Here is an 18,026-nt window from a genome sequence, read left to right on the forward strand (position 1 = left end):
CCTTTAGCTGTTTTATAGAGACTTAAGCGTACCTTTTGGCAACACTGCAGTGATGAAGTCTTTCTTGATTACCACTTCATTGTTCGCGTTAAGCTCGATTGAAATGTAGTCATTGTCTTCAGCAATCTTAGTGATTTTACCCACTAGGCCACCGCTAGTTAGAACTTCGTCGCCTTTGCCCATAGAAGCCATTAGGTTCTTGTGCTCTTTTACACGTTTCGCTTGTGGGCGGTAAATCATGAAGTAAAAGATCACTGCGAACATGCCAAGCATGATTAGCATTTCAAAACCACCGCCTGCTGGCGCGCCTTCTGCTGCTGCGTGAGCCTGAGAAATAAACATTAAAACATCCTCATTATATTTTATTGATAATCCAACAAGTTGGGCTTTCGCATTTTAGATTCAAGTCTGAGAGTAACTAATAGCGATCACTCTCTCAAAAATAACGTGCGTTAGCCTACTTTATTAGCAAAAGCCTCTGGCGACATGCCAAAGGCTTTAATTCTTTTTAGTCCGTCAATGACTGTTCTTTTGCTAGTGGTGGCACTTCACGGCCACGACGCTCATAGAACTCAGTAACAAACTCATCGAAACGATCTTCATCAATCGCTTTACGAATACTTTCCATCAGACGCTGGTAGTAGCGTAGGTTGTGGATCGTATTCAGACGAGCACCTAGAATTTCATTACAACGCTCTAAGTGATGAAGGTACGATTTACTGTAGTTTTGACAAGTGTAACAGTCACAGTGCGGATCCAGCGGGGTTGTATCCGTTTTATGTTTCGCATTACGGATCTTGATCACACCACCAGTCACAAACAGGTGACCATTACGCGCGTTACGCGTTGGCATTACACAGTCAAACATGTCGATACCGCGGCGAACACCTTCAACCAAGTCTTCTGGTTTACCCACGCCCATTAGGTAGCGAGGTTTGTCTTCTGGAAGCTGCGGACAAGTGTGCTCAAGAATACGGTGCATATCTTCTTTAGGCTCGCCTACTGCCAGGCCACCAACCGCGTAACCGTCAAAACCGATTTCCGTTAGACCTTTTACCGACACATCACGTAGATCTTCGTAAACACCACCTTGAACAATACCAAACAGGTTGTTCGGGTTTTCTAGCTTCTCGAAGTGATCACGTGAGCGCTGTGCCCAACGTAGTGACATTTCCATCGATTTCTTCGCTTCATCGTGTGTCGCTGGGTATGGCGTACACTCGTCAAAAATCATGACGATGTCAGAACCTAGGTCTTTTTGAATTTCCATCGACTTTTCTGCGTCCATGAAAATCTTGTCACCATTAACTGGGTTACGGAAGTGCACACCCTCTTCGGTAATAGTACGCATCTTGCCAAGGCTGAATACTTGGAAGCCGCCTGAATCAGTAAGAATAGGACCGTGCCAGTTCATAAAATCATGCAAGTCGCCGTGCATTTTCATGACTTCTTGACCTGGACGCAGCCAAAGGTGGAAGGTGTTACCTAGTAGGATTTCTGCGCCCGTACCTTTCACTTCTTCTGGCGTCATGCCTTTAACCGTACCGTAAGTACCAACTGGCATAAACGCTGGGGTTTGAACAGTGCCACGTTCGAAAGTCAGTTGACCACGACGCGCATTGCCGTTTTTCTTCTTAAGATCGAATTTTAATTTCACGATGCCTCCGGGTGTCAGAGAAACAGTCTGACTGAGTGTTTAGGGCTCTACCCTACTTTAAGGAGCGGTCGCTTTTCCTTGCGAGAGATAAAGCAGAGGTTCTGCTCTATTTCCTAGCTTACTGCTAGCACTCGTAAATCTTATTTTTTACTAAATCGTTTTCTTCTTGATGAACATTGAATCACCATATGAGAAAAAGCGATATTTGTTTTCTACCGCATGCTTGTAAGCATTCATGGTGTTCTCATAACCTGCAAATGCACTCACCAACATGATCAGTGTGGATTCTGGCAGGTGGAAATTGGTAATCAAGCAATCCACAAGCTGATATTCGTAGCCAGGGAAAATAAAGATTTCTGTATCACCAAAGAATGGGACCAACTCAGTCCCTTTTTTCAATGCGTCTTGCGCAGCGCTTTCAAGTGAGCGCACCGATGTTGTACCAACAGCAATAATTCGTCCACCTCGCGCTTTCGTCGCTTTAATTGCTTCGACGACTTCTTGCGGTACTTCTACGTACTCAGCGTGCATATGGTGATCGTTGATGTTTTCTACTTTTACTGGCTGGAATGTACCTGCCCCAACGTGCAAAGTGACGTAAGCAAACTCTGCGCCTTTCGCTTTGATTTTCTCTAGTAGAACATCATCAAAATGAAGACCCGCTGTCGGCGCCGCTACTGCGCCTGGCTTCTGGTTATATACGGTTTGGTAACGCTCTTTATCTGCATCTTCATCTGGGCGGTCAATGTAAGGAGGAAGTGGCATGTGGCCGATTTCTTCCAAAATTTCTAATACCGTCTTATCAGCGTTAAATTTCAGTTCAAATAGAGCGTCATGACGCGCCACCATTTCTGCTGAGTATTCATCATTCTCGCCAACAATGATGGTTGTACCTGGTTTTGGAGATTTAGAGCAGCGAACGTGCGCGAGGATGCTTTTCTCGTCAAGCATGCGCTCCACCAGCACCTCTAGCTTACCACCCGACTCTTTACGACCAAAAAGACGAGCAGGTATAACACGAGTATTATTAAACACCACGAGATCACCGGGTTGAACTTGGCCCAATACATCAGTAAATGTGCCATCAATTAGCTCTCCGGTATTGCCGTCCATTTGTAATAGTCGGCTAGCGGTACGCTCTGGCTGAGGGTAACGAGCGATAAGTTCATCTGGAAGGTCGAAATGGAAATCTGATACTTGCATGTTACTTGTCTTATATATTGGTCAAATCACGTCTAGGACGACGATAAAATTGCGACGAGTTTTTCGCAGCAGACTAGTATATGTTTACATGCTGCAATAGCAAGCAAATCCCCAGAATATCACTGTAAAAGCCATGATGAAGAGTGTAATAAAACGTGAAAAACCGCGATCACTTGGCATTGTTTTTCAGTTTAAGCCGACAGAAATGGAACATTAAAAAGCAAAGCAGCGCATAACGCTGCTTACTCGTTTGGTATTCAAATCGCCCTATCAAACCTCACGCCTTCGCCACCACGCCAAGGGTACGAATAGACCCAATAGCCACAGACCCAAACTGCCACCATCATCATCTGACCCTTTGAAATCACAGTTATTGGTTGCAATACCGTCGTGACACTCTTTATCTCCGCCGACTTCGTTATTAGCCTCTTTAATAAAGTTCGGTGCAATGATGTAGCTACTTGGTGGCGCATCGGCAGTAATGTAAGACTGTACCCAGTCGTAATATTGGCTCACCTTGGTGTAGAAACTTGGAATCGTCAAAGAGCCACAAGTCGGAAGAATGAGAGGTCCACCGCTAACAATACCAATCTGTTTTCCCGTAGCCACATCGACCAGCGGCCCCCCACTGTCACCTTTACATGCAGAGTTACCATATTGGGTGTGGCTATCCGGCTCTAATACTCGGTTTTTCGTTGGTAGCGTACAAATTTTGGTTTGGTTTTCTCTTGAGTCGATGATCCCCGGAAAACTGCTGCCAATTTCTAAACGCTCATAACATTTGTCGATGGGTAAAAATGTACTAATGGTGGTTTTGAGCGTATTGGAAGGTTCAGAAGCATCCGGCTGAGTGGTCCCCCACCCAAACACTTGCACATTTTCGACACGTTGATTGGTCAGGTAATTATCGTTCCAATCCGCTGCCAAACGCGCTTCGATACTCTCCATATCGGCTTTGTTTGCTAAATCAGCAAAGCTCGCATTTGCCACTGGGCGCGTGAGATACAGCAACGCGATGTCTGAGTCTAAACCGGTTTGGATAGGTTTCACGTTACCATTACTGTCGGTCTCAGCTTTTGAAATCCGCGTGTAATCAGGGTGAACCACAACGTGAGACACCGGATAGAAGTTATCAAGCCCTGCTGAATTAAGTTCATGCACATTCGCATTCACCGACAACTCGCCCGGCGGGGTCACATAGTAGCTGGCTTCGTTCGTTCCCTGCCCCATTACCACGCAGTGTGCCGCAGTCAACACCCACTGCTCCGTCAGCATGGTGCCGCCACACAGTGGGAACTCTGCCATATTACTTGCTCGTAAAGTAACGCGGTCAACAGAGTCGGTTAGTTCATCTCCTAACACAATCGCCTGTGCTGATTGCACACTGAATGCCGCCACTGCCAGCGCAATGAGTTTGTTACACGTTGTTCTTTTCATTTAGGTTGCTGTCTTCAATTTGGTAAGCCTGAGCGTATCTTCTTCGAGAGACGAATCTTGGAAAATCCAACGAATAAAAATGTGCGATTCAATTCATTGGATTACCTTGGGTACACATTCAATATCAATCAAAAATGCCAACTGACTCGCACGCAAACCGACTTATTCAAATTAATAAAAACGTCGATAAGACACAGATTACGCAGACAAAAAGAAGCGCAAGTGTATTGTGCTATTTAATTGATGAAAAACGAGTTAGCTCCCAGATATACAGAAAAATATTCTCTATATTTAAGAGAAGGACAATGCCGCTGGAGGTCTCTATGATCAAGGTTGAAGACATGATGACTCGTAATCCTCATACCTTACTGCGCACGCACACCTTGCGTGATGCAAAAAGCATGATGGATGCGCTTGATATTCGACATATTCCGGTTGTTGATGCCAATAACCACTTACAAGGCTTGGTGACTCAACGCGACATTCTTGCTGCTCAAGAATCGAGCTTGCACCCAGATGAGGCTGAACAATCTTTTACTCTAGATACACCGCTCTACGAAATGATGCACACTAACATCATGACGGCCGAACCCATCGCGGGGCTTAAAGAGAGCGCTATCTACATGCAAAAGCACAAAGTTGGCTGTTTACCTGTTGTCACCAAGGGTCGATTGGTAGGCATCATTACTGACAGTGACTTTGTGACCATTGCGATTAACTTATTGGAACTGCAAGAAGAAGTGGAACCCGAAGAAATAGAGCCAGAAGAATAATACGCAAACGCGTTATCTTGGGTGTAAATTTCGTTTCTTAAACGTTTTAAACGAAAAAAGAGCGGCAGGGTTGCCGCTCAAAATGCCATTACTGACGCTGATTAAGGAAGTGTTTCTCTGCCAATTAGAATTGGTCTTCTTCGGTCGAACCGGTCAATGCGGTCACTGAAGAGTTACCACCTTGGATAGTATTGGTCATTCTATCGAAGTAACCTGTACCTACTTCTTGTTGGTGTGCAACAAATGTATAGCCTTTTTCTGCCGCCTGGAATTCAGGACGCTGAACTTTCTCAACATAATGACGCATACCTTCACCTTGAGCATAAGCGTGCGCCAGTTCGAACATGTTGAACCACATGTTGTGAATACCTGCTAGCGTGATGAATTGATACTTGTAGCCCATGTCTGCCAGCTCTTGTTGGAACTTAGCAATAGTTTCTGCATCTAGGTTCTTCTCCCAGTTGAAGGACGGCGAACAGTTGTATGCCAACAGTTGATCTGGGTATTCAGCGTGAATCGCTTCTGCAAACTTACGTGCCTCTTCCAAACATGGCGTCGCTGTTTCACACCAGATCAAATCTGCATACGGTGCGTAAGCTAGGCCACGAGAGATGGCTTGGTCAATACCAGCACGAACGCGGTAGAAACCTTCTTGAGTACGCTCTCCTTCAATAAAGTCTTTATCGTATGGGTCGCAATCTGAAGTAATGAGGTCTGCCGCATTCGCATCAGTACGAGCAATAACCAAGGTTGTTGTACCCGCTACATCAGCAGCTAAACGAGCAGCAACCAGTTTTTGCACCGCTTCTTGCGTTGGAACTAATACCTTGCCGCCCATGTGGCCACACTTTTTCACCGATGCTAGCTGGTCTTCAAAGTGAACGCCCGCTGCGCCTGCTTCGATCATCGACTTCATGAGTTCGTAAGCGTTAAGCACACCACCAAAGCCTGCTTCAGCATCCGCTACGATTGGTAGGAAGTAATCAATACCACCTTCATCTTCAGGCGTCTTACCAGCAGCCCACTGAATTTGGTCTGCACGACGGAATGAATTGTTGATGCGTTTTACTACCGACGGTACAGAATCTACTGGGTAAAGAGATTGGTCTGGATACATCGTCGAAGCGGTGTTGTTGTCCGCTGCTACCTGCCAACCAGATAGGTAAATCGCTTCAATACCAGCTTTAGCTTGTTGAACAGCTTGGCCGCCAGTTAACGCACCAAGACAGTTTACGTAACCTTTTTTCGCACTACCGTTGACCAGTGACCAAAGCTTGTCTGCACCACGTTGTGCAATTGTGTTGGCTGGTACCATAGAACCACGCAGTTCCACCACTTCCTCGGCAGTATATGTACGTTTTACATTTTTCCAGCGTGGGTTAGTTGCCCAGTCTTTTTCCAGAGCTTCAATTTGTTGGCGGCGAGTTAAGTTAGTCATTGGTCTATCCCTCTTTATAATTTGCACTTTATGCGTGTGCGTTGAGTTTCCGTTCTCAGGCAGTACTTCCCTATCTGCCTTGAAAATCCTTCACGTTATTGGTGTTACAGTTATTCTTTATTAATCTAGGTAGTCATAACCAGGAACTGTCAAAAAGTTGGTCAGTTCATCGCTCGTAGTGAGCCTTGCCATCAAGCCTGCCGCTTCTTCAAATCGACCCGCTTGGTAACGCTGATCGCCAATTTCTTGTTTCACTACTTCAATCTCTTCTTTTAGATAGAGCTCGAACAGATCCTTAGTGACCTTCAATCCGTTATCTAGCGACTTGCCGTGTTGAATCCATTGCCAGATAGAAGCGCGAGAGATTTCAGCTGTCGCCGCATCTTCCATCAAGCCATAAATCGGTACACAACCATTACCAGAAATCCAAGCTTCGATGTATTGCAGCGCAACACGAATATTGTGGCGCATTCCGGCTTCTGTACGCTCGCCTTCACAAGGCTCGAGTAGTTCAGCCGCTGTAATAGGTGCATCCTCTGAACGACTCACATCCAATTGGTTGGTGCGCTCGCCCAGTACAGCACTAAAAACTTCCATCGCGGTGTCCGCCAAACCTGGATGAGCTACCCAAGTACCGTCGTGACCATTGTTGGCTTCTAGCGATTTGTCAGTCTGGATCTTGTCTAATACTTTTTGATTCTCTTGCGGGTCTTTCGCTGGGATAAAGGCAGCCATGCCGCCCATCGCGAAAGCACCTCGTTTATGACAAGTACGCACCAATAATCGCGAGTAAGCGTTCAAGAATGGCTTGTCCATAGTGACCACTTGGCGATCTGGCAGTACGCGTTCAGGGTGCTTCCTCAAGGTTTTGATGTAGCTAAAGATGTAATCCCAGCGACCACAGTTCAAACCAACGATGTGTTCTTTAAGTGAGAACAGAATCTCATCCATTTCGAATACGGCTGGTAAAGTTTCAATCAGCACAGTCGCTTTGATGGTGCCTGTATCAAGACCGAAATAGTCTTCCGTGAAATGGAACACTTCGCTCCACCACTTCGCTTCGTGATGCGATTGCAGTTTTGGAATGTAGAAATAAGGGCCGCTGCCTTTTTGAAGTAACGCTTTGTAGTTGTTATAGAAGTACAGAGCGAAATCGAATAGCGCACCTGGAATGATCTGACCGTGCCACGTAACGTGTTTTTCTTTTAAATGAAGGCCGCGAACACGGCAGATCAACACCGCTGGGTCATCTTCCAGCTGATAATGCTTGCCATTGCCAGGGTTGGTGTAACTGATGGTGCCATTCACGGCATCGCGTAAATTCACTTGCCCATCCAGCACTTTACTCCATGCTGGAGACATTGAATCTTCGAAGTCTGCCATAAACACTTTTACATTCGCATTCAGTGCGTTAATCACCATCTTGCGATCAGTTGGTCCGGTAATCTCCACTCGGCGATCTTGCAGATCTTGTGGGATTCCTAGGATCTTCCAACTTCCTTCACGGATGTCTTGTGTCTCTGGTAGAAAATCTGGTAGCTCACCAGCATCAATACGTGCTTGCTTCTCTTCTCGTGCTTCCAGCAACTGTTCAACACGTCCGGCAAATTTTTCACACAGTAGAGATAAAAAGGTTTGGGCTTCAACAGGGAAAATTGCTTGATGTTCTGGAGCAACGACTCCATTCACCTCAAGCATGCCTTGGGTTTGCTTTAGTTGTTGTGTTTTTTGTTCTGTCTGAGCAAGCATAATCATTCATCCTTAACGTGCTTTATCCATCTTGGGCAGTCAGCGTAAAGCTACATTTGTAAGTTATGAACAACAAATTACATCCTTTAACTTTGTGTTCAACTCGTCTAGCCATGTCGATAGATTGCGTAATGTTATGTGTATTTTCAATCTAGACATAAGTCTTATCGGCCTTTAAATAAGCTATCTCAACAAAGGGTTTAACGAAACCCCCAAGATAAACAAAACAGAAAATTCGAAGTTTTATTCGGCAGGGTAAAAACCGCCTATCGAACACCTATTTTTGTAAGTTATTACGTAATTAAATTACATTAACTTTAAGGTCGATTTATCATTTCAAACGAGTGTATGAATATAGACTGGCAAACAAACGCCTTGTATTCACAAGGGCTGGCAAGGTGGATTCAAACAAGGGTCAAACAAGACATACAAGGTTTTGTGTAAAATTAACATTGTGAAATTTCACTATTTTATGAAAGCTTCATCAAAGAAGAGCTGTAAAATTTTACAAGTCAAAGTTCACCAACAGAATAAAATACTAGAAAGCGCACTGTTTTCAGTGCGCTTTTAGATAAATAATGGAGATGTAGAGGCTAATACTAATAGCTAAAGCAGCTCGGAAACGACTTCTGCAAGCTGATTAAATGTTTTCGTTCTTGATGAACTCGGACGCCAAACTAAGCCAATTTCGCGATAGGCTTGCTTTCCTGGGGGATCGATCACGACTAAATTCTGGTTATGCAGCAGGCCGTGGTCGATAGCCATTTGAGGAATGAACGTTGTTCCCAAACCATTCGCAACCATTTGCACCAAAGTATGAAGACTGGTTGCTGTAAACGGATTAATTTTTTCTTTATCTGTTAATTTACACGCAGATACCGCGTGTTCCGTTAAGCAATGCTCTTTCTCTAATAAAAAGACGGATTCGTCAGGTAAATCTGCGTAACGAATCGGCACAGGCACCGATTGGGCTTGATTCGCACTAATAACCATTCGAAACGGATCCTTACCCACCACTCGACTTTCCATACCGTCAATTTCAACTGGCAACGCTAAAATGAGTACATCCAACTCACCGTGTCTAAGCGCTTGAAGTAAGTTTGTTGTCGTGTCTTCTCTTAATAAAAGATTCAGTTGTGGGAAACGATAGTTAACCTCTTGCACCAAATCACACAGTAAAAACGGAGCAATTGTTGGTATGCATCCCACTTTTAGCTGGCCTTGCATATCGTCGCCTTGGCACATACGTCCAAGCTCGACCAAATCTTGCCCTTTTGCTAACAGCTCTCGCCCCTGCTTTACTACCATTTCTCCTGTTTGGGTAAAAACCAGTGGACTTTTCTTGTCTTTCTTTTCATATAATGGACAACCAATCAATTCCTCTAAGTTTTGAATACCTTTACTTAAAGTCGACTGACTGACAAAACAACGCTCTGCAGCGTCACTAAAATGTCTTGTTTCATGCAGTGTGACTAAGTAGTGCAACTGCTTCAAACTGGGCCATTTATTCATAATTGTATTTGTATCTACCGCCGTTCCAGTGATCGAGTTAAGAGTTTTGCTATTATCGTTTTTTTCGATTAACTCAATCTATTTATTTCGCTTTTTTCAATACTACAATCTGTACTATAGTTTGTCTCGTACAAACACGGACCAAACCGACACAACTGAATTCGGTTTGGAACTAACCATACTTTTTAGGAGCAAAAAAATGGTACTAGTAGGTCGTCAAGCCCCTGATTTTACTGCAGCAGCTGTTCTAGGTAACGGTGAAATCGTTGAAAACTTCAACTTTGCAGAGTTCACTAAAGGTAAGAAAGCAGTAGTATTCTTCTACCCACTAGATTTCACTTTCGTTTGCCCATCTGAGCTAATCGCATTCGACAACCGTCTAGCTGATTTCCAAGCTAAAGGTGTTGAAGTAATCGGTGTTTCTATCGATTCTCAGTTCTCTCACAACGCATGGCGTAACACTGCTATCGAAGATGGCGGTATCGGTCAAGTTAAGTACCCACTAGTTGCTGACGTTAAGCACGAAATCTGTAAAGCTTACGACGTTGAGCACCCAGAAGCAGGCGTTGCTTTCCGTGGTTCTTTCCTAATCGACGAAGAAGGCGTTGTACGTCACCAAGTAGTTAACGACCTACCACTAGGCCGTAACATCGACGAAATGCTACGCATGGTTGACGCTCTTAACTTCCACCAGAAGCACGGCGAAGTATGTCCTGCACAATGGGAAGAAGGTAAAGCAGGTATGGACGCATCTCCAAAAGGTGTTGCAGCGTTCCTATCTGAGCACGCAGCTGACCTAGGCAAAAAATAATAGACCTTCACCCTAGCTCAACGGGTGTGATGGTTGGATGTATATAAAGCAAAAAGCTAATGCGGAAAACCGCAAACGCCAATCAGTCTAAGTAAAGTCCTATCAAAGCCCAGAGCAAATGCTCTGGGCTTTCTTTTACCTTCAGATAAACCGCCAAAATGAGGTAACGCTGCAGCGTAAACTTTACCTCTATTTCTCATGCCCTCCATACAGATTCTGCTTACTGGCCCTGTTAATATCTTAGCCACAACACTTATTTGTAACGTTAGCAGGATGAATGAACGTGGTTACTCACCTAGAAGTCTGTATCGATAATATTGAATCTCTGCACTACGCCATTGCTGGCGGCGCCACTCGGATTGAGCTTTGCTCCTCTTTGGCTTTAGGCGGGCTAACACCCAGCTATGGCTTTATGCAGCAAGCGGCTAAGCTTTCTAGTGTTCCAGTTTATGCCATGATCCGCCCACGCCAAGGTGACTTCTTCTACAATGAAGAAGAGATCGAAATGATGCGGTGGGATATTGAAGCTGCTCACCAATCGGGCTTGGATGGTGTGGTTTTAGGTGTACTCACTCAAGAGGGGGATATTCACATGCCCTTTGCAACAGCACTGTGCGAATTCGCACAGGAATTAGGGCTGGGCATAACGTTCCATCGTGCTTTTGATCAATGTAGAAACGCTCAATCAGCATTGGAAGAGGTCATCAGTTTGGGCTGCGAACGCATTCTCACTTCAGGGCTCGCACCTTCTGCGCCAGCAGGCCAGAAAGTACTTAAATCTCTTGTTGAACAAGCCCAAGGACGCATTGCAATCATGGCGGGTGCTGGCGTTAATGCGAGTAACGTACGTGCATTAGTAGAAGACACTCAGGTTCCTGAAATCCATTTGTCAGGGAAAACGACTCGACCGAGTAAAATGACCTTTATTGCTGAACAAAGCAAAATGGGCGCAACTGATGTCGATGATTTCTTAATCCCCATCACAAGTACACAAGCCATTACCGATGTCGTAGCAACTCTCAAATAGACCACCGCAACCTCACACGCATAGCTTTTGAGTGCTAACATATTGTTTATCAAGGAGTGAGGAAAGATGTATGTCTAAATTGAAGAAAAAGGAATACGAAAAGGAGCTCAAAAACCTTCAAGTTGAGCTCGTAAAACTTCAAGAGTGGGTCAAACACAAAGGGTTAAAAGTGGTGATTCTGTTTGAAGGCCGTGATGCTGCGGGCAAAGGCGGGGTGATAAAGCGAATTACAGAAAAGCTAAACCCGCGTGTTTGTCGCGTAGTGGCTCTGCCTGCACCGACAGAAAAAGAAAAAACGCAATGGTACTTCCAACGTTACGTCGCTCATTTGCCATCTGCTGGTGAAATCGTTTTATTTGACCGAAGTTGGTATAACCGAGCGGGTGTCGAAAAAGTCATGGGGTTCTGTACTCCAGACGAATACGAGGAGTTTTTACGCTCTTGCCCTGAATTCGAGAGAATGTTGCAACGCTCTGGGATTATTCTGATTAAGTATTGGTTTTCGGTTTCAGACGAAGAGCAGGAAAAACGTTTTCTAGGTCGAATTAATACGCCGATCAAACGTTGGAAATTCAGCCCAATGGATTTAGAGTCACGTCATCGCTGGGCGGAGTATTCGGAAGCAAAAGATAAGATGTTTGCCTATACAGACACGAAAAACTGCCCTTGGTGGGTCGTCCCTTCTGATGACAAAAAGAAAGCGCGCTTGAACTGTATCAGTCATTTACTAAGCCAGATTGATTACAAAGCACTTGAGTACTCACCCATCGAATTACCTGAACTCAATAAAGAAGGTTATGTCAGAGCGCCCATTGATGATCAGACCTTCGTGCCCGATAAATATTGACGTGCTTTCCCTTTCCCTAATAAATAGACCAGCCTAAAAGCTGGTCTCTTTATTGAAATCAGTTACTTCAGTACGTCATCAATGCTTTGATCACCTAGATGGCGTACATCTTTCCCTTTCACGAAGTAAATAATGTATTCACAAATGTTCTGGCAACGGTCCCCCACGCGTTCAATGGCACGTGCAGACCACATCACTTGCAGAATGTTGGGAATATTTTTTGGGTCTTCCATCATGTAGGTCATCAACTGACGAATTACCGCTTCATATTCGGCGTCTAGCTTGTCATCTTGTTTGTGCACCTCTGCTGCCGCTTCCACATCCATGCGGGCGAACGCATCTAAAACCTGATGCAGCATATTAATAGCCTGACGGCAGAGAGGCTCTAACGACACTTGGAACTGTCGTTCTTTTGATGATGGGCTTTCAATGGCAACGTAAGCAATGCGTGTCGCCACGTCACCGATACGTTCTAAATCAGTGATCGTTTTGATGATAGCCATGATTAAGCGCAAGTCTTTTGCCGTTGGCTGACGCTTAGCAATAATGCGTGTGCAGGCGTCATCGATCGAAACTTCCATCGCATTCACTTTATGATCGTCACGCACAACCTTACGCGCCAGTTCGATGTCTTCTTTATGCAAGGCTTGAATAGCATACGAAAGCTGCTGTTCTACCAAGCCACCCATGGTCAATACATGAGTACGAATCGATTCTAGCTCTACGTTAAACTGCCCTGAAATATGACGTCCAAAGTGCATGATGTTCCTTATTCCGTATAGAGTCGCGACTTAACCGTATCGACCCGTAATGTAATCTTCGGTCTGTTTCTTCATTGGCGAGGTGAAGATCGAGTCCGCGTCAGAGTATTCAATTAACTTACCCATATGAATGAATGCGGTGTGATCACTCACTCGCGCCGCTTGCTGCATGTTATGGGTAACGATAACGACAGTATATTGAGTCTTAAGCTCATTGATAAGCTCTTCAATAGTTAAAGTTGAGATTGGATCCAACGCTGATGTCGGCTCATCCAATAACAGGACTTCCGGCTCAATCGCCACCGCGCGCGCAATGACCAAGCGCTGTTGCTGACCACCAGATAAACCAAATGCGTTCTCATGCAAGCGGTCTTTTACCTCATCCCACAACGCCGCCGAGCGCAAGGATCGCTCCACTGCGTCATCTAAACTGCGGCTGTTTTTTACACCTTGTAAGCGTAAGCCATAAACTACATTTTCATAAATAGACTTAGGAAATGGATTGGGTCTTTGAAACACCATCCCCACTCGGCGTCGAAGTGTCGCAACATCGACATTGGGATGATAAACATTCTTGCCATGTAGACGTACTTTACCTGTGACTCGACACCCTTCCACTAAGTCGTTCATGCGATTGATGCAACGTAATAACGTCGACTTTCCACACCCTGAAGGACCGATAAAAGCAGTGACTCGCCCTTTGGGAATTCGCATCGAAATATCATGCAGCGCCTGAGTTTGACCATAGAACAGATTAAGGTTCTCGATTGAGATTGCTGTTTGTTCATCCGTTAAATTATGAACGTCCAATGGTGGCTCATAACCTAATGTACTATCAAAATTAAACATACTTAATCTTGTCCTAACGTTCTGTATTTTTCTCGTAAATTATTGCGAATACTGATTGCTGTTAAGTTTAGCCCGACAATCACTGTCACGAGTAAGAAAGAGGTGGCATAAACTAATGGTCGCGCAGCTTCGATGTTGGAGGTTTGAAAGCCAACATCGTAAATGTGAAAACCTAAATGCATGAACTTTCTATCCAAATGCACATAAGGGAATTGCCCGTCAACCGGTAAACTGGATGCCAATTTCACGACCCCCACCAGCATCAGTGGCGCTACTTCTCCAGCTGCACGCGCAATCGCAAGGATCAACCCTGTGATAATAGCTGGCGTCGCCATAGGCAAAACCACACGCCATAGTGTTTCGAACTGAGTTGCACCAAGCGCCAGAGAGCCATGTCGTACTGAACTCGGAATACGAGTTAAACCTTCTTCTGTCGTCACAATCACAACTGGAAGCGTCAGCACGGCAAGAGTTAGTGCAGACCACAACAAACCCGGAGTACCAAAGGTTGGTGCCGGTAGCTTCTCCGCATAGAATACGTTGTCGATAGAGGCACCAATCGTATAAACAAAGAAGCCTAAACCAAACACGCCATAAACAATCGATGGAACACCCGCTAGGTTTATAACCGCAATACGAATAACCCTGGTTAGAGCGTTATTCTTAGCGTATTCATGCAGATAGATAGCAGCGATCACCCCAAGTGGCATCACAATGATCGACATGATAATTACTAAGAAAACCGTACCAAATATCGCAGGGAACACGCCTCCCTCGGAGTTAGACTCTCTTGGATCTTCAGATAAAAACTTCCAAACCTGCTTCCCCCAGTGCATGACTTTATCAGGCAGTGACATTTGGTTTGGGTACCAGTAGTCCAAAATGTCTTCGAGCGGAATCGATACTTGTGAGCCCGTCATATCCTCGACAATCAGGGCATAGCCAGAAAGCTGTAATCGTAAGCCATCAAGCTGTAAATCTAACGTCGCCAGAGCTTTCTCTATCCGCTCTTTTTTCGTCTGGTTTTCCTTTAAGAAGCTTTCTGTCAGCGTGTCATTCAACTCATGCTTGCGCTTTTCTAATCGCAATTGCTCTAGCTTCCAACCAAGCTCTTTAAGCTGTTCGACAACCAAAGAATCAATCTCATGACGCAGAGTTTCTGCATCATCCAGTTTTTTGTTCAAGATTGATTGAATATCGTTGGTGTATAAGTTGTCTCCATCCTGAAACGCCACCAGCTTACCAAAAAAGTAACCGCCACTACTTCGCTCGATCACAGCCCACTCTTTTGGCGTCGTGGGCTCATCCAACTGCATTTGCAATACGGAGATAAAATCAGCGGGATACAACTCTCGGTTGGCGATTTTGATACTGAGTCGCGTAGCAAAGTCTTCATCGTCTTCTAATTGCTGCGCCGCGCTTTCAGGCAGATAACTCTTCGGTACAAAGCTGCGTTCATACACTTGACCAATCAGAATAGTATTTTCATGTAGCACTTCGCCTTGCACAGGGGTCAACGCTGCAACATTCCACTGATACAAGGGCGCTGGCCAAAAGTAAGTCAGGCCTTTCCAACCGATCAGAAGTAACAACCCTAATACCGACAACAAACTGATGCTGACTGCACCGCCTGTTAGCCATATCCACGGTGCGCCAGAACGAATCCAATTTAACACGTCATTACTCGCTCTTTATTCAAACCATTATTACAACGCACGGTACTTGTCTCTCAGTCTCTGACGAACCCACTCCGCAAGCGCGTTTACTGCAAACGTAAACACAAACAAAATCAATGCAGCTAGGAACAGCAGGCGATAATGCGAACTTCCAACTTCCGACTCTGGCAACTCAACGGCGATGGTCGCCGACAGGCTGCGCAATCCTTCCAAAATATTCCAATCCATTAATGGCGTATTGCCCGTTGCCATTAACACAATCATGGTTTCACCAACAGCGCGTCCCAGGCCCATCATAATGGCAGAAAAAATACCTGGGCTTGCGGTAAGCAAGACAACATAGATTAAAGTTTGCCAAGGCGTTGCCCCTAATGCCAAAGAGCCATCCGATAAATGCTTCGGTACAGAGAAAATGGCATCTTCGGCGATGGTAAAAATCGTCGGGATAACAGCAAACCCCATCGCTAACCCCACCACCAATGCATTGCGTTGATCGTAGCCAATACCATGCTCGGTTAAGAATAAGCGCATATCGCCACCAAAGAACGTCTGCTCAATCGTAGGCGAAATCCACACGCCAAGCCCAATCAGTACCAATATGACAGGCATGAGCACTAAAGCATGCCAACCATTAGGCAGACGATTCCGCAAAGGTTGCGGTATTAATGCCCATAGCCCGCCCATAATCATGGTGCTCAAGGGCAAAACAAACAGCATGACGACGATCGTAATCAGGTGATCTTCGACAATAGGCGCGAACCACAATCCCGCTAGGAAACCTATGATCACCGTCGGCAGTGCTTCCATTAGCTCAATCGACGGTTTTACGACACGACGCATACGTGGCGACATAAAGTAAGCCGTATAAATAGCACCTAGCACTGCGAGCGGTACTGAAAACAGCATCGCAAACATCGCCGCTTTTATCGTCCCGAACGCAATAGGTACTAGGCTGAACTTAGCCTCAAAGTTATCGCTCGCCGAAGTCGATTGCCACACAAATTCAGGCTCAGGATACCCTTCGTACCACACTTCTTGCCATAATGAAGACAATGAAATTTCCGGATAGGCATTGTCCACTTCCGCAACGTTTAACTCATTATTTTGCCAAGTGATTAAGTAGCGTTCATTGTTAGACATTGCTGCGATTGCGGGCGCTTGATTGTACGCACGCTTAAACAACACCAGTTTTTCACTGGTTGTATAATGGCTTTGCAACGTGCCGTTGGTGTAAAAGCTATAAAATCCTTTTCGATGAGAATCCGGCAACAAATACTTAAGCTCTGATGCCAATTTAAAATCACGAATATGCGTTAACGTGCGTCTCTCTTCTTGCAGCGTATCAAACCATTGCGACACTCGACCATCGTTGTGTGTCACCAAAAGCGAGTAAGCACCAGCCAATAAGTCTATCGTACGAACGGAGTGCTTCTTATCACCTTGAGTGAGGTCGACCACCTCTCGCACAGCAAATTTACGTGCGGTTTTCTTTAACACGATCAACTCAGAGCCATCGCGCAAATAAAGCGTCTCACCATCAGGTGTCAATAACATTTGCTGAGGTGCATCAAAGCCTGAAGAGAGCGTAAAATCGATCGTTGTCGGAGGCGTACCCAAAGACGAAGCCACTTGCCAACGAGCCTTCACTTCACCGCTTTGTGTCTGCCAAACAATTGTTGGTAAGGGCGTTGAAGCTGCAAACACAAACTGAGTCACAGGATCTTGAGGCGTACTCAGCGTCAGATCCATGCTGGTGTCTAGCTCAATCACTTCCGGAGGACGTGTATTCTCTCTCAACGTGGCATTAAATTCAGGCTTGAAAAGGTGTGCTTTACCCTGCACATCAACAACCCCATACCAACCTAGTCCAGGAGCAGATTGAGAGAAAGCGACGGGTTTCTGGACGATTTGCTGTTTATACACCGCAGGTTTCGTAGGATCGTCCATCGACAAATATTGAATCTCACCACTTTGGGTTAGAACGAACGCGAGCTGAGCGTAATCATCCACCGAAATCGCCAGTGGTGTTTCAATATGGGAGGCTCGAATGGCTTGGTTGGTTTTGATCGCCGCATCAGAAAAAAGCGGAATGATCACCATGGCGAGGTAGACAAAGATCAAAATAAGCGCCGCGAGTACGCCGACACCACCGGATGTCACTGCAAGTCGAACTAAACGATCTTTTATCAGTCGTTTCTTATCTTTTTCCTGCAATGAAAACTCGGCTTGTGCCATTTAAATCTCTACCTTTTTTGACTTAGTACTAGAATATGTCGTTAAGATGAC

15 protein-coding genes are annotated in these 18,026 nt (G+C 45.2%); 4 read left to right on the forward strand and 11 right to left on the reverse strand.

The window, feature by feature from the left end; genetic code table 11:
* Window positions 1–12: 12 nt before the first annotated feature.
* The 4 genes from yajC to NL645_RS12605 all read right to left on the reverse strand — a co-directional run bounded on the left by yajC (window position 13) and on the right by NL645_RS12605 (window position 4,297).
* On the reverse strand, window positions 13–342 hold the full coding sequence (gene yajC / locus NL645_RS12590; RefSeq protein WP_005381725.1) for a preprotein translocase subunit YajC: 330 nt from the start codon (window positions 340–342) through the stop codon (window positions 13–15).
* Between the two features lie 166 nt (window positions 343–508).
* Complete coding sequence (gene tgt, locus NL645_RS12595; RefSeq protein WP_005391577.1) at window positions 509–1,657, reverse strand: tRNA guanosine(34) transglycosylase Tgt; 1,149 nt, start codon at window positions 1,655–1,657, stop codon at window positions 509–511.
* A gap of 150 nt (window positions 1,658–1,807) precedes the next feature.
* The gene (queA, locus tag NL645_RS12600) at window positions 1,808–2,860 is read right to left on the reverse strand and encodes a tRNA preQ1(34) S-adenosylmethionine ribosyltransferase-isomerase QueA (RefSeq protein ID WP_046874341.1); all 1,053 of its coding nucleotides are present in this window, start codon (window positions 2,858–2,860) and stop codon (window positions 1,808–1,810) included.
* Window positions 2,861–3,130: 270 nt separating this feature from the next.
* On the reverse strand, window positions 3,131–4,297 hold the full coding sequence (locus NL645_RS12605) for a trypsin-like serine protease (protein WP_046874342.1): 1,167 nt from the start codon (window positions 4,295–4,297) through the stop codon (window positions 3,131–3,133).
* Window positions 4,298–4,620: 323 nt separating this feature from the next.
* On the opposite strand from NL645_RS12605, the gene NL645_RS12610 reads away from it, so the two are divergent.
* Window positions 4,621–5,070, forward strand: a complete 450-nt coding sequence (locus tag NL645_RS12610; RefSeq protein WP_005391583.1) for a CBS domain-containing protein — start codon at window positions 4,621–4,623, stop codon at window positions 5,068–5,070.
* Between the two features lie 124 nt (window positions 5,071–5,194).
* Here NL645_RS12610 and aceA read toward each other — a convergent pair whose 3' ends face one another.
* The 3 genes from aceA to NL645_RS12625 all read right to left on the reverse strand — a co-directional run bounded on the left by aceA (window position 5,195) and on the right by NL645_RS12625 (window position 9,769).
* Window positions 5,195–6,508: an isocitrate lyase gene (gene aceA, locus NL645_RS12615; RefSeq protein ID WP_005381733.1), complete on the reverse strand. Its 1,314-nt coding sequence runs from the start codon at window positions 6,506–6,508 to the stop codon at window positions 5,195–5,197.
* Window positions 6,509–6,628: 120 nt separating this feature from the next.
* Window positions 6,629–8,257, reverse strand: a complete 1,629-nt coding sequence (gene aceB / locus NL645_RS12620) for a malate synthase A (RefSeq protein ID WP_253651790.1) — start codon at window positions 8,255–8,257, stop codon at window positions 6,629–6,631.
* Window positions 8,258–8,863: 606 nt separating this feature from the next.
* Entirely contained in the window at window positions 8,864–9,769 is a 906-nt protein-coding gene (locus NL645_RS12625; RefSeq protein ID WP_005383681.1) for a hydrogen peroxide-inducible genes activator, read from the reverse strand.
* 199 nt (window positions 9,770–9,968) lie between these two features.
* Here NL645_RS12625 and NL645_RS12630 point away from each other — a divergent pair, with 199 nt between their 5' ends.
* The 3 genes from NL645_RS12630 to ppk2 all read left to right on the forward strand — a co-directional run bounded on the left by NL645_RS12630 (window position 9,969) and on the right by ppk2 (window position 12,454).
* Complete coding sequence (locus NL645_RS12630) at window positions 9,969–10,580, forward strand: peroxiredoxin C (protein ID WP_005381738.1); 612 nt, start codon at window positions 9,969–9,971, stop codon at window positions 10,578–10,580.
* A gap of 277 nt (window positions 10,581–10,857) precedes the next feature.
* Window positions 10,858–11,607, forward strand: coding sequence for a copper homeostasis protein CutC (locus tag NL645_RS12635; protein ID WP_172606002.1), 750 nt, complete (start codon window positions 10,858–10,860; stop codon window positions 11,605–11,607).
* Window positions 11,608–11,677: 70 nt separating this feature from the next.
* Window positions 11,678–12,454, forward strand: a complete 777-nt coding sequence (ppk2, locus tag NL645_RS12640; protein WP_253651791.1) for a polyphosphate kinase 2 — start codon at window positions 11,678–11,680, stop codon at window positions 12,452–12,454.
* A 62-nt stretch (window positions 12,455–12,516) separates the two neighbouring features.
* On the opposite strand, the gene phoU is transcribed toward ppk2, so the two are convergent.
* The 4 genes from phoU to NL645_RS12660 are packed head-to-tail and all read right to left on the reverse strand — an operon-like array spanning window position 12,517 to window position 17,975.
* A complete protein-coding gene (gene phoU / locus NL645_RS12645) occupies window positions 12,517–13,215 on the reverse strand; it encodes a phosphate signaling complex protein PhoU (protein ID WP_005381744.1) in 699 nt (232 codons plus the stop codon).
* Window positions 13,216–13,245: 30 nt separating this feature from the next.
* Complete coding sequence (gene pstB / locus NL645_RS12650; RefSeq protein WP_005381745.1) at window positions 13,246–14,064, reverse strand: phosphate ABC transporter ATP-binding protein PstB; 819 nt, start codon at window positions 14,062–14,064, stop codon at window positions 13,246–13,248.
* 2 nt (window positions 14,065–14,066) lie between these two features.
* Complete coding sequence (gene pstA / locus NL645_RS12655; protein WP_253651792.1) at window positions 14,067–15,740, reverse strand: phosphate ABC transporter permease PstA; 1,674 nt, start codon at window positions 15,738–15,740, stop codon at window positions 14,067–14,069.
* Window positions 15,741–15,770: 30 nt separating this feature from the next.
* On the reverse strand, window positions 15,771–17,975 hold the full coding sequence (locus tag NL645_RS12660; RefSeq protein ID WP_253651793.1) for an ABC transporter permease subunit: 2,205 nt from the start codon (window positions 17,973–17,975) through the stop codon (window positions 15,771–15,773).
* Window positions 17,976–18,026 lie beyond the last annotated feature (51 nt).

Origin of the sequence: Vibrio sp. Y51_MX_L26 (genome assembly GCF_024181935.1) — a bacterium.
In the GTDB taxonomy this organism is placed as follows: domain Bacteria; phylum Pseudomonadota; class Gammaproteobacteria; order Enterobacterales; family Vibrionaceae; genus Vibrio; species Vibrio diabolicus.